The organism is Weissella sp. ESL1177 (assembly GCF_058107185.1).
Genome location: NZ_CM176591.1, coordinates 1232576 through 1246850 on the forward strand (window position 1 = coordinate 1232576; position 14275 = coordinate 1246850).

The 14275-nt window shown below is 38.5% G+C and carries 10 protein-coding genes and 1 other annotated feature; of the genes, 1 reads left to right on the forward strand and 9 read right to left on the reverse strand.

The window, feature by feature from the left end; translation table 11 throughout:
* Positions 1-59: 59 nt before the first annotated feature.
* The 7 genes from AC3B5D_RS06005 to AC3B5D_RS06035 all read right to left on the reverse strand — a co-directional run bounded on the left by AC3B5D_RS06005 (position 60) and on the right by AC3B5D_RS06035 (position 11591).
* A complete protein-coding gene (locus AC3B5D_RS06005) occupies positions 60-1895 on the reverse strand; it encodes an APC family permease (protein ID WP_489840925.1) in 1836 nt (611 codons plus the stop codon).
* A 293-nt stretch (positions 1896-2188) separates the two neighbouring features.
* Positions 2189-3811, reverse strand: coding sequence for a chaperonin GroEL (groL, locus tag AC3B5D_RS06010; protein WP_489840924.1), 1623 nt, complete (start codon positions 3809-3811; stop codon positions 2189-2191).
* Between the two features lie 34 nt (positions 3812-3845).
* Positions 3846-4121 carry a co-chaperone GroES gene (locus tag AC3B5D_RS06015; RefSeq protein WP_489840923.1) on the reverse strand — a complete coding sequence of 92 codons (276 nt, stop codon included), beginning with the start codon at positions 4119-4121 and terminating at the stop codon, positions 3846-3848.
* A 298-nt stretch (positions 4122-4419) separates the two neighbouring features.
* On the reverse strand, positions 4420-6381 hold the full coding sequence (gene abc-f, locus AC3B5D_RS06020; RefSeq protein ID WP_489840922.1) for a ribosomal protection-like ABC-F family protein: 1962 nt from the start codon (positions 6379-6381) through the stop codon (positions 4420-4422).
* An 88-nt stretch (positions 6382-6469) separates the two neighbouring features.
* The gene (locus AC3B5D_RS06025) at positions 6470-7789 is read right to left on the reverse strand and encodes a bifunctional folylpolyglutamate synthase/dihydrofolate synthase (protein ID WP_489840921.1); all 1320 of its coding nucleotides are present in this window, start codon (positions 7787-7789) and stop codon (positions 6470-6472) included.
* Between the two features lie 162 nt (positions 7790-7951).
* Positions 7952-10618 carry a valine--tRNA ligase gene (locus tag AC3B5D_RS06030; protein ID WP_489840920.1) on the reverse strand — a complete coding sequence of 889 codons (2667 nt, stop codon included), beginning with the start codon at positions 10616-10618 and terminating at the stop codon, positions 7952-7954.
* Between the two features lie 77 nt (positions 10619-10695).
* Positions 10696-10901, reverse strand: a binding site (T-box leader).
* A gap of 72 nt (positions 10902-10973) precedes the next feature.
* The gene (locus AC3B5D_RS06035) at positions 10974-11591 is read right to left on the reverse strand and encodes a LysE/ArgO family amino acid transporter (protein ID WP_489840919.1); all 618 of its coding nucleotides are present in this window, start codon (positions 11589-11591) and stop codon (positions 10974-10976) included.
* 124 nt (positions 11592-11715) lie between these two features.
* Here AC3B5D_RS06035 and trhA point away from each other — a divergent pair, with 124 nt between their 5' ends.
* Positions 11716-12372, forward strand: coding sequence for a PAQR family membrane homeostasis protein TrhA (gene trhA, locus AC3B5D_RS06040; protein ID WP_489840918.1), 657 nt, complete (start codon positions 11716-11718; stop codon positions 12370-12372).
* Positions 12373-12493: 121 nt separating this feature from the next.
* On the opposite strand, the gene AC3B5D_RS06045 is transcribed toward trhA, so the two are convergent.
* Together AC3B5D_RS06045 and AC3B5D_RS06050 are read right to left on the reverse strand one after the other, a co-directional pair.
* Positions 12494-13207 carry a hypothetical protein gene (locus tag AC3B5D_RS06045; protein WP_489840917.1) on the reverse strand — a complete coding sequence of 238 codons (714 nt, stop codon included), beginning with the start codon at positions 13205-13207 and terminating at the stop codon, positions 12494-12496.
* A gap of 131 nt (positions 13208-13338) precedes the next feature.
* Complete coding sequence (locus tag AC3B5D_RS06050; protein ID WP_489840916.1) at positions 13339-14160, reverse strand: hypothetical protein; 822 nt, start codon at positions 14158-14160, stop codon at positions 13339-13341.
* Positions 14161-14275: the final 115 nt, after the last annotated feature.

Genomic DNA, 14275 nt, shown 5'->3' on the forward strand with positions numbered 1-14275 from the left:
AACATACGGGTCTATACAATTTCTCAACCTGAGAGGGATAAACCAGTATGTTATGATAACTATTCTTTTAAGTGGAAATAGTATGTTGAAACAGTCACATCACGTGAAGCTAATGCTGTACGTAATTTCATACTATTTTGATTATGCAAGGCATTTTGCCAACTATGGCGTGGCACAAATTGTGGAATTAAAATCGTTAACGAATGATTTCGTTCTTTTGTCCCCTTCGCAATTTCATCAACAAACCGCATGGCTGGTTTAGTAATTGATCGATATGACGAATGAATGTCAACATAACGTACTTCTGGGAATTCTCGCTTAAATTCAACACCTAAACGATGTTCTTTTTGTGGATTGGAATCAAACGAAACATGCATCGCTAATACCTTATCACCAATTGATTTCGCATAATCAACCGCCTCAGCAGTAGCACGTGTCAAATTTGATACTAAAACAATGATTGTTGCCCCATCATAATGACTACGTCTAATTGGTTCTTGCGATAAAATTCGCAACTGCTTAGCGACTAACCGATAATGCCGATTAATCCCCCAGAACATACGTATCAAAATTGGCATAATAATCAAATAAGGCCAAACTGATTCAAAATGTAAGGCAAACAACGTAATCACCAATACTGCTGAAATTAATGCACCAATAAAATTGATAAATGCTTTAGAAAGCCAATGACCATCACGTTCACGCCACCAGTGAATAATCATGCCTGATTGCGATAAAGTAAATGGCACAAACACACCAACGGCATATAACGGAATCAAGGCCTCTGTTGAACCATTGAAAATGACCAACAGCACAATCGCGCCTAAAGCTAATGACATAATACCATTAGAGTAGCCTAAGCGGTCACCTTTATCCATGTAACTATGAGGCATAAATTTATCTTTTGCCAAATTATAAGCCAATTGTGGAAAAGCTGAAAAACCGGTATTAGCAGCAACTGCCAAAATTAATGCGGTTGAAATTTGTAAAAGATAAAATAGGATACCGTGTCCGAAAATACGTTGTCCAATCTGCGCTAAAACAGTGACATGGGCGTTTGGCTGAATACCATAAATAAATGACAAACCAGTCACACCAACCAAGAAAAAGGCCAATATGACAGCCATAATAACCAAAGTAATAGCCGCATTTTTAGGCTTTGGTTCTTTAAAATTTGGCACTGCATTTGAAATGGCTTCCACACCCGTTAGTGATGATGAACCACTCGAAAATGCCTTCAAAAACAATAAGACCGAAACACTACCTGTTGCAATATGTCCTGTCGTCGTTGGTTCGTAATTTACTCGACCAGTTAGAATGTTGTAAAAACCCCAGACAATCATCACGACCATCATCGCAATAAACAAGTAGACTGGTACCATTAATGCACCAGCTGATTCTCGTAATCCACGTAAATTAATACCCGTTAGAATTAAAATAATAATCACACCAATAGCAACATTATAATGATGTAATGATGGTATCGCCGACACGATTGCTTCAGTTCCTGATGCCACTGAAACAGCCACCGTCAGCATATAATCAACTAATAATGAGCCACCGGCCACCAAGCCAGCATTACGGCCCCAATTAGTTGACGTCACCAAATAAGCACCACCGCCAGCTGGATACGCATGAATAATTTGCCGGTACGACAAAGTAATTGCTGCTAACAAAATCAGCACTAACGCAACGACTGGTAATTGCAACCATAACGTGGCAACACCACCAACAGCTACCAAAACCGTAATAATTTGTTCTGTTCCATATGCAACAGATGACAAAGCGTCAGATGATAAGAGCGCCAATGCTTTCGTTCGGCTAAGTTGACGTGCATCTTCATCCAGAGTTTTTAACGGTTTACCAATTAAAAACCGCTTCAATAAAGGCCACATGTTCCAGCTCCTCAATAAATTTAATTTTGATAAATATGATGTAGAAATTAACCTGTTGGTAGGTGCCATTTCTACAAGGGTTTATTGTAGTGCTTAGCTTATCGATTGTCTATCCTTTTGTTTATTTTTATGTTTTCTTTTTTGTGACAATAACTGAAATATTTACGACACAAAAGAAAAGGTCTTAAACCCACCAGCATGCGGCAAATTTAAGACCTTTTTATCAAAATAAGTGGCAATATCATGACGATATGCCGAAATCCGTTTTGATAGTAAACCAAGCATTTATGATTTTACATCATGCCGGGCATACCACCTTGTGCAGGCATTTGAGCAGCAGCATCATCCTTAGGTTGTTCAGCAATAACTGCTTCAGTTGTTAACAACAAAGCTGAAACAGAAGCGGCATTTTGCAAAGCAGAACGTGTTACCTTGGTTGGATCAACAATACCAGCCTTGATCATGTCAGCCCACTCACCAGTTGCAGCGTTGTAACCAATACCAACCTCTTCATTCTTCAATTGGTTAACGATAACTGAACCTTCAACACCAGCATTTTCTGCGATTTGGCGAACTGGTTCTTCTAAGGCACGCTTAACAATGTTAATACCTGTTTGTACGTCACCTTCTTCTGATAACGCATCAACAGCTGGGATGGCATTAACTAATGCAGTACCACCACCAGAAACAAAGCCTTCTTCAACTGCAGCGCGAGTAGCATTCAAAGCATCTTCGATTCGGTACTTACGCTCTTTTAATTCAGTTTCGGTAGCTGCACCAACATTAACAACAGCAACACCACCAGCTAACTTAGCAAGACGCTCCTGCAACTTCTCACGATCGAAATCAGAGGTTGTCTCTGCAATTTGACCCTTAATGATTTCAACACGTTCGTTAATTGCTGCAGAATCACCGTTGCCTTCAACAATTGTTGTATTGTCCTTCGTCACCGTAACCTTAGCAGCTTGTCCAAGTTGGTTGATCGTTGTATCCTTCAGGTTCAAGCCTAAATCATCAGTAATAACTGTACCACCTGTTAGGATAGCAATGTCTTCAAGTTGTGCCTTACGACGATCACCAAAACCAGGTGCCTTCACAGCAACAACGTTAAACGTACCACGCATCTTGTTCAAAACAAGTGTTGGCAATGCCTCACCGGTAATATCATCAGCAATGATCAACAAAGCACGACCTTGCTCAACAACACTTTGTAGCAATGGTAAGATTTCTTGGATATTACCAATTTTCTTATCTGTAATCAAGATATATGGATTATCTAATGATGCTTCCATCTTATCATTGTCAGTAACCATGTATTGTGACATGTAACCACGATCAAATTGCATTCCTTCAACAACATCCAAAGTTGTCTCAATACCCTTTGACTCTTCAATGGTAATGACACCATCATTGCCAACCTTTTCCATTGCTTCAGCAATCAACTTACCAACTTCTGGGTTAGCAGCAGAGATAGATGCAATTTGTGTGATCTCTTCTTTTGTTGATACTGTCTTTGACATATCATGCAATGATTTAACAGCTGCGTCAGTTGCTAATTCAATTCCCCGACGAACACCAACTGGGTTAGCACCAGCTGTAACATTCTTCATACCTTCATTAATGATGGCTTGTGCCAAAACTGTCGCAGTCGTTGTACCATCACCAGCAATATCATTTGTCTTTGAAGCAACTTCGGCAACTAATTTTGCACCCATGTCTTCGAAATGATCTTCTAACTCAACTGCCTTTGCAATTGTTACACCATCATTCGTAATTGTTGGTGCACCATAACTTTGTTCAATCACAACATTACGTCCTTTAGGACCAATGGTTGTCTTTACTGTATCAGCTAACTTATCAACACCTGCTTGCATTTTTGCACGTGCATCTTCTGAAAATTCAATATCTTTTGCCATATTTACGACCCTCTATTTTCATTAATTATTTAAATTACAACACTGCCACAATGTCTTTTTCGTGGACAACCAAATAATCAACCCCATCAACACTAATTTCAGTACCAGCAAACTTATCAAATATGACATTATCGCCTTCTTTGACTGCAGCTGGTGCTGACAAGTCACCTACCGCTTGTGTCGAAACGGCAACAACTTTTCCTGTAACTGACTTTTCTTGTGCATTAGAAGCTAATAAAATACCCCCAACTGATTGCTCAGGTGCTTCTGATACTTGCAATACAACACGATCTCCTAATGGTTTCAACATGTTATCTGACCTCCACAGGTTAAAATTTTCTATTTGTTAGCACTCTTTATATACAAGTGCTAATTAACACTATCAATAATAACACATTCATCACTTTTTGCAAACTTTTGTTTGACAAAATATCAAAAAAACAGATTTTATTTAGAAAAACTCATAGCTCATTTCATTGTCATAACAAACAAAAACCGCCAATCCAACAATGAAGTGCCCCATAATTGTTAGACATAAAAATCTAACGATTATGGGGCACTTCACAAATAGATTGACGGTCCTTTATAAAAATTGACACAATCTGCTATTAATGATCGTCAGCAAGAAATGTTTCCAAAGCAAGACTTGCTTCAGTCCATTGATCCTCAATATCTGCTAATTGTTTATCAAGCGTTGCAATTTTATTAGAAAGATCCGTTAATTTCTCTAAATCAGAGCTATTCGCTGGATCGTTCAACGCAACATTTAAATCATCACGTTGATCCGTTAATGTGGTCATTTGCTCCTCAATACCAGTAACTGCACGTTCCAATCGTCGCTGTTCGCGTTGTTGTTCTTTTAACGCAGTTCGTGATAACGTCTGCTTTTTTTCGGAGACAACAGTCACTTCAGCTGTTGTGCTATCTGTCTCCTTTGCCAATTGCTTATCTTTCTCAGCAGCTGTCTTTTCAAGATAGTAATCATAATCGCCATCAAAAAAGCGTGTACCATTTGGCGAAAGTTCAATCACTTCAGTTGCAACTTCATTAATAAAATAACGATCATGCGACACAAAGAAAATTGTCCCATTATATTCATTTAAAGCCGTTTCTAAAACTTCACGAGAATCAATATCCAAATGATTAGTTGGCTCATCAAGAATTAAAAAGTTTGCATGTTCCAAAGCCAATTTAGTCAATAATAGTCGTGCCCGTTCACCACCTGATAATGCTGATACTAATTTTTCTACTGCCTCCCCAGAAAACATGAATGAACCTAAAATCGACCGAACATCCTTTTCAAGCATCTTAGGATGTTCATCCCAAATGGTATCAATCACAGATTTTTTATTGTCTAATGTTTGTTGTTCTTGATCATAATAACCAACTGAAACATTAGCCCCTAATTTAATTTGCCCCGCTAACAAGGGAAGTTTACCCAAAATCGTTTTAATAAAGGTTGATTTACCAATACCATTAGGACCAACTAAAGCAACTGCATGTTGCTTATCAACGGCAACATTAACATTTTCGGCTAAGACATGTGTCATATCATATCCCAACTTCACATCTGTTACACGTAACACTTCATTACCAGAATCTTCATCAGCAACAAACTGAATATGAGCAACACCAGACTCATTCTTGGGTGCTTCGATGCGCTTCATTCTTGCTAATTGTTTGCGCCTTGATTGCGCCCGTTTCGTTGTTGATGCCCGCACAATATTTCGCTTAACAAAATCTTCCAATTTTGCAATTTCAGCTTGTTGCTTATCATATGCCTTTTGTTCTTGCAAAACCTTAGCTGCTTTTTGCTGCATAAAATCACTATAATTACCCTTATAGTGGTCTAGTTGACCAGAGTGCATATCGTAGATTTCAGTCACAACACGGTCCAAGAAATATCGATCATGTGACACGATTAGCAATGCACCTTGATAATTCTTTAAATATTGTTCTAACCAAGCCAACGTTTGCATATCTAAATGATTCGTTGGTTCGTCTAAAATTAACAGATCCGGTGTCTCCAATAGTTGCTTTGCAATGGCTAGTCGCGTTCGCTGACCCCCAGAGAGGGCTGCAATTTTTTGATCATAAAATGACTCATCAAAGCCAAAACCGTGTAATACTGAGCGAATCGTTGCATCATATCCATAACCATTCTTCTCATCAAAATCGTGTTGCGTTTGATCATAAGCTGTCAACAACTCTGTATAGTCATCACTTTCATAGTCCGTCGTTGCAGCAATTTCCGCTTCCATTTGACGCATCCGTTCTTCCAAAGCAATCACATCGGCAAAGGCTGTCAACATTTCATTATAGACAGATAATTTCGAATCTAATCCTGAATTTTGAGCCAAATAGGCTAATCGAATGCCTTTTTTCATTGAAATTTCACCTTCATCAGGTGTTGTTTCACCAATCAACATTTTTAATAATGTTGATTTGCCAGCGCCGTTGCGCCCAACTAAACCAACTCGGGCTTTATTCTGTACTTGCATCGAAATATTTTTAAAGAATGTGACACCATTAAAACGTCGCGCCACATTACTTGCTTGTAAAATAATCATATTTATCACTCCATCTTAGGCATGACGTGTTATCTTACCTAATCTCATTCTCTATCTACTGTACCAAATCAACCCATTTGACGCTAGGTTATTCTTGATCAGCAAGCGCTTGTCGTACCTCAGATACAAAATACAGTGAGCCAGTCAATAAAATGATATCGTTCGTGTTGCTTTCCTTTTTAACAATATCAAGACCCACTTGCCACGTCCGATGGACAGTTACGTGCTGTGTACGAACTTGATGTGCTGCTAATGATGGCTCAAGTGGTTGACGATTATTCGGTCCTTGAAATCCAACCACATGCAAATCAACATTTGGTAGGTCAGCAAGTAATTGTAACATTTGAGGATAATTTTTATCCTGTAAGACACCAAATAAAATGTGAATCGTCTTTTTTTTAAATCGCGTTGTTAAAATTTCGATTAGCGCCTTTATTCCTGGTTCATTATGTGAACCATCTAATATAATTATCGGGTCTGTTGCAATTTTTTCAAACCGAACCGGCCACCAAACTGTTTTTAGCGCTTGTGTCACCATTTTCGGTGTCAATTGGCGTTTAAAAAAGTTGGTAACCAACTGAGCTGTTTGTAACGCAACGGCTGCATTATCAATTTGATAATGACCAATCAAGTCAACAAATACTTGCTGATAATTAATTGTCCCCGATACATCGAATGTTTCACCCCATAGATTTTCATCTGGTAATGCGGTCACTTGAAATTGTTGTCCCAAACGATACACAGATGCACCCATAGCAGTTGCCACTGTATCAATCACTTGATTAGCTGCTGGTGTTAATCGTCCCACAACAACAGGACGCTGTTTTTGAATAATGCCGGCTTTTTGTGTTGCAATTTTTGTTATTGTATCACCTAATACCTGCATGTGATCCAAGCCAACGGTGGTAATCACAGAAACAATTTTATCTGGAATGACCGTCGTTGAATCCCACGTGCCGCCGACACCGACTTCCAACACAACCACATCAACTGGGTGTTCTGAAAAATACATAAACATCATAACCGTCAGTGTTTCAAACTCAGTTAACCCAGTTGTTAATTCATCATCCATTTGATCAATGACTGGTGCCAAGCGCTGCACCAAATCCAATAAATCATCATCATCAATATTACCCTGATCATCTTGAATACGCTCATTAAATGACAAAATATATGGTGATGTAAATAGTCCAACCCTTAAGCCACTGGCTCGTAATAATTGTGCAACCATCTTACTAGTTGATCCCTTACCATTTGTACCGGTAATATGAACGTATTGTGATTGTCGTTCCGGATGTCCTAATCGCGTTAAAACTTTGTTTAATCGATTAAAAGTAGGCGTCTTGGACCATTTATGACGGCCATGAATATATGAAATTGCATCAGCAACCGTTTCTATTTTTGCCATTTTAACCTCGATTTTTACAATGATAAACAAAAGCGCCGTCTACATTGTAGATGGCGCTTCTGCATGTGTAATTTACTGCATTGTAACGACGAACCGCTTAAATTCGTTATTCACAATATATTAAATTATACACTTACCTTACTATTACTGCAAGTAGCTGTTTTACTTGTTTGCCTCTTTTAATTGTGCTAAGCGATCATTCGTTGCTTGCAACTTATTTTCCCAATCAACTAACTTTTCGCGTTCAGCTGCAACAACTTTTTCAGGCGCATTATTGACAAACTTTTCGTTACCTAATTTACTATTGGCACGTGTTACTTCACCTGTAAACTTCTTCACCTCTTCTTGCAGACGAGCTATTTCTTCATCCAAATCAATTAACTCAGCTAATGGAACAAAAATTTCGGCACCAGAGATAATTTGCGTCATGGCTAGATCAGGAGCATCAATTTCAGCCGCAATTTGCAAAGTCTTTGGCTTAACAAAACGATTAATGTAGTCTGCATTATCCTTGAAAATACGTTGCAAGTTCTGATCCGTCGTCTTGATCAAAACATCGATTGTCGTTGACATAGGCGCGTTGGCCTCTGTTCGAATTGTTCGAACAGCCTTAATTAAGTCAATCAAACTATTAAAATCAGTTTCAGCTTGTTGATCATGCAATGCATCATCAACAGTTGGATAACTTGCCGTAACAATTGTTTCACCCTCGTGAGGCATTTCTTGCCAAATGGCTTCAGTAACAAATGGCATAATTGGGTGCAACAATCGTAGCGTATTATCTAATACATATGCCAGAATTGCTTGTACTGTCTTTTGAGCAGCAGCATCATCCCCATTAAGGGTCTCTTTAGTCATTTCAATGTACCAGTCAGCAAAATCATTCCAAATAAAGTTATACAATGCGCGGCCGGCTTCACCGAACTCAAACTTATCAAAATTCTTTGTCACCATTGCAATCGTTGTATTGAGACGTGACAGAATCCATTTATCAGCCAATGAGAACTTTGATTGGTCAGTTGGCAAAATTGCCTTTGTATCATCTGATAAGTTCATCAATACATAACGTGAAGCATTCCAAATCTTATTAATGAAATTCCATGCTGAATCCATCTTTGTATATGAAAAACGAACATCTTGACCGGGTGTTGACCCAGTTGCCAAGAACCAACGTAAAGCATCTGCACCATACTTCTCAATGACATCCATCGGGTCAATACCATTGCCTAATGACTTTGACATCTTACGACCTTGCTCATCACGAATCAAGCCATGAATCAACACATTCTTGAATGGCCGTCGACCAGTAAATTCTTTTGATTGGAACATCATACGTGCGACCCAGAAGAAGATAATATCATACCCTGTGACCAAAGTATCTGTTGGGAAGTAGCGCTTAAAGTCTGCCGCATCTGTATCAGGCCAACCCATTGTTGAAAATGGCCACAAAGCTGATGAAAACCATGTATCCAAAACATCAGGATCTTGTTCCCAATTCTCACTATCTGCAGGCGCTTCCATACCAACATACATTTCACCAGTCTCTTTATGGTACCAAGCGGGAATTTGGTGTCCCCACCATAATTGACGAGAAATCACCCAATCATGAATGTCATCCATCCAACGAGTAAAGGTACCTTCAAAACGTGGCGGATAGAAATCAACACGATCGTCCGATTTTTGCATAGCCAATGCTTGTTCAGCCAATGGTTTCATCTTAACAAACCATTGTGTTGACAGCCGTGATTCAACTTGCACACCAGTACGTTCTGAATGACCAACTGCGTGCACGATTGGTTCAACTGACAACATCCAACCACCAGCTTCTAAATCGGCAACCATTGCTTTGCGGGCATCAAAACGATCCATACCAACATACTTACCAGCACGTTCGTTCATTGAAGCGTCTTCATTCATCGTATTGATTCGTTCCAAATTATGACGATTACCAACACCAAAATCATTTGGATCATGAGCTGGTGTAATTTTAACCATCCCTGAACCAAACTCAGGGTCAACATATTCGTCAGCAATAATTGGTACTTCACGATTAACAAGTGGTACTAAGACCTTTTTACCAACCAAATCTTTATAACGTTCATCTGAAGGATGTACAGCAACTGCCACATCCCCAAACATTGTTTCAGGACGAGTTGTTGCAATTTCAATATAATGCTTTCCTTGATATGTTGTTTCAGGATCCACAAATGGATACTGTACATGATAAAAGGCACCTTCATCATCTTGATGAATGACCTCGATATCCGACAAGGCTGTCCGAGCTTTCGGGTCCCAATTGATGATGTACTCGCCCCGATAGATCAAGCCTTTCTTGTACAAAGTCACGAATACTTTACGAACAGCTTCTGATAACCCTTCATCTAGCGTAAAGCGTTCACGGTCAAAATCCAAAGATAGCCCTAGTTTTCCCCATTGCGCTTTAATAGTTGCTGCATATTCATTTTTCCAATCCCATACTTGTTCAACAAATTTGTCACGTCCCAAATCATAACGCGAAATACCTTCTTTGGCTAAACGTTGCTCAACTTTAGCTTGCGTAGCAATTCCCGCATGATCCATTCCTGGTAACCATAACGTATCAAAACCTTGCATCCGCTTTTGACGAATCAACATATCTTGTAACGTTGTATCCCAAGCGTGACCTAAGTGTAATTTACCAGTCACGTTTGGTGGCGGAATAACAATTGAATAGGGACGAGCCTTCTTATTTTCTGAAGGTTTGAAGCGCTTCTCTTGCACCCACTTATCATAACGACCCGCTTCAACCGCTGTTGGATTATACTTGCTCGGCATATCAATTTCTCGCATAACTTGAACTCCTTACTTTTATTAAATTTATTCTATGATTGACCCATTAAAAAAACCCTGATCATACAATATTGTATAATCAGGGCGACTTTATCGCGGTACCACCTGAATTAGAGTATTCTCTATCTCATTAAGACTTAACGCGTCACCACGTTATCAACTACTACAATTTCATTGATAAAGCCCACTAGCTACTTTCTAAGTTGTCACTCAAAATCTTTCACCAAAATGACTTTGTCGCTAATAGTAACCTAACCTATACCCTCTAGTGTATTGCTATGAAAGCAATTTTACATGGTTATATGCAAAAAATCAAGGTCAATCGATGCTTTTCGTTAATACGAAGTGTCATCATTTAAAAGATAGCAATCATTGCCTCAATTAATAAATAACTACCATAGCCTAAGACGATAATTCCAGATATAGCATTTACACAGACAAGCACTTTTCGAGGTAGCCGATCTTTTAGGATATTCATGATAATTGTAATGCCATTAAACCAAATAAACGTTGCCATCATGACACCAATGATAAATGGCCAAACCGCATCACTAGCCAATGTTCCTCTTAAAGCACCTAATAATAAACTACCATCAATTAAAGCTTGTGGATTCGCCCATGAAACAATAAATGCTGTCAATAAAGCTTTATGTGCAGGTAGGTGATTAGCATGTGTGTTGAGTTGTACTGTATTCGCACTTCTTAAAATATCCCAACCAATCCAAATGACTAGCATCCCACCAATCAACATGACAGTTAATTTTAGCCATGCTGCTGAACTAATAATTGCTCCCATACCAAAAAAGGCTGCCATTGAAAACAACGAGTCAGCAATCCAAACAAAAAGAACATAAACTAACGAACGTTTAAATGAATTCGTTAGTGCATTATTAAATACATACAAATTTTGCATGCCGATTGGTGCCACGAAAGCAAATCCAATCATCATACCTTTAATCATTGTCATTAACATCATGAAACCCCACTTATTTTAATACTATAACATTTAGTTTACAAAACTAGATGAAACAGTTATCATAATTATAAACATATTGTCATTCAAATAAATAGCCAATTAACTGGTAAAGGAGAAGCCTATGCCTACTCTAACAAAAGAAAATCGCCGCTATCTAATTACCTATGAAACACTCAATGCTGTCACTCACGGTCTTGGTGTGATGGCAGCCATCGTTGGTGCAACACTATTAATGATTAAGAGTGTGCAACATCATTTTGGTGCATTTACAATGGTTGCTTTATCAATTTATGCTGCATCTATTATCAGTTTTTTACTCGCTTCAACCTTATTCCACGCATTAATTTTTACTAAAGCGGGTAAATTTTTTCAATTTTTAGATCACTCAGGCATTTATTTAGTCATCCTGGGAAGTTACACACCTTACACCTGGCTCTTCCTTAGTCCAAAAATTGGTTGGCCAATTTGGCTAACCATTCTATTATGCACTGTTCTTGGCTTTGTTTATGATTTATTTTTTGTCGGTCGTTGGCCTTGGCTTTCAGTCATTATTTATGTCTTGATGGGCTGGTTGATTATTCTGGCCTTTCCCGCTCTACACGTTGCCTTAACATCGTTTTCATTTAATTTCTTATTAGCTGGTGGCATAACATACACTTTGGGTGCCTTGCTTTACCTCATACCACAACTACCATTAAATCATGTTTACTGGCATCTTTTTGTTTTAGCAGGTGCAACATTAATGTACATTTCAATTTATGCCATGCTATTTAATTAAACCGTTCCGTCATACAGAATACAGAACATAATTGAAAGGGTCAAAGTCTGCCATATTTGGCATAGACTTCGACCCTTTTATGATATGTGTTAGATGCAACAAAAACTACTTAAATCAAAGATTATTTATTTTTCACAATCCCTGCTTGTACCCACTGATTAAAACTATCGTCAGTTGTTTGTACTTGACCACCTTGTTGATGATTTTGATAGTCATTTTTTTGTTGTTGTGAAAATGTATCCCATACCGAGCCACCAATAGAATAGTGGCTAGCACTAAGAAGCACATCTTTAGCAGTTGCCGTTGTTGCTAATTTGACAGTATTTGTTAATTGATCTTTCTGCCACTTACCTGCAACTGCGTATTCAGTACCGTCTTCTAATTTCACTTGCTGTGCAATAGCCACACTATCAATATCAGACGTTTGCGCTGCTGCCTGCTTTAAAATGAGGGTGGTTGCTTTGGCATAAGCCGTCATAAAACTTTCGAGTGAATTTGTGCCATCATCTGCAAAAACAATGGTTAATTGTTTATTTGCTAGGTTAACAGAAGAAATACTAGGAACTCCCGATTGATCTTTCAAAACTGCCTTCACATCAAATCCAGTTTTTCCTTGATTATCCCGAGACGTCATGGCCTTTTTATCAGCCGTTGCTTGCTTTTTTTCCTTATGTACCGGTTGATGTTCGGTCTTTTTAGCATGTTGTGTAGAAGTTGCAGCGGTTGCCTGCTTATTACTTTGATGTGGTGTACTATTAAAAATAATTGCGAAAACAGCAACCACAGCGGCAATTGCCATAATTCCAATAATCATCGTCACTTGTCGTTTATGCATTATGATTTACCTTTCTATTCCTTAAACCATAATATTCTATCATAAGAAACTTTTAAGTTTTTGATGACTATGTCACGATTCTATTAATAAATGCTAACGTTTTGTAAAATTAAGTGAATATTCTGTAACAATTACTGTTTGTGTCCAAAAAGACGGGCGAAAAAGCCTCGAATACCGCCATGTTTACGCCTCGATATACGAGATGATGCCGCTTCAGTATCCTCTTGCACCGTTTCTGATGCAATCACTGCAGGTTCCGGCGTATCATTAGTATCCTTAGTCGTTGTCTCCACTATCGGACTGTCCACAGGTAGCGTTTCTTGCGCTATTTGTTGCGAATTCTCTGAATTTGTCGATGCTAACTCATGTTTTACTTCTTCATTATGTACATACTCAGCAATCATCTCATCTGTCAAGGCTGGCATAGCAACCGTTTTTGATGTTACTCCTAGACTAACGATCGTTCGCCCCATTTTGCCCGTTTCCTGATTCGTTGCATGAACTTCTATTTGACTAGGTAAGATGTCTTCTGGTAGAACTAATTCAAATTCTAAACTATTATCAACTGGCAAGGAAATCACATGTTCATCACCAATAAAATGTACAGAAACAGATACATTCTCTTGATTGACACGTCCTTCTAATAATCTTTGCCCCTCTTGTGTTGAAATAACAGCTGTAACCACTGGTGCGGGTTGCTCAATCGTCAATGTCATTGTCTCATGCAATGACTGATCTGGTTGTTCAGCAGTAATCACGACCTCTCCACTAGCATCCTCCATTGATAATTTCACAACAAAATTACCATCTTGATCTGAGGTCGTTGTATCAGATTTATCATTTGCATATTTCACAGTGATTGCAACATTCTCTGCCCCCACGTGGCCAATAACTGTTGTTCCCAAACTATTTGTTAATATTGATGCTACCAAATTTAGTTTTGACTCACTCATATTGCAATCTCCATCTCTTTTTGAACTGTCAATCATATTTTCATTGTATCAGAAAATTATACTAACTAAAAATAATAGCCTATTTCACATAAAATGGCCATAACAAAAAGGTTGA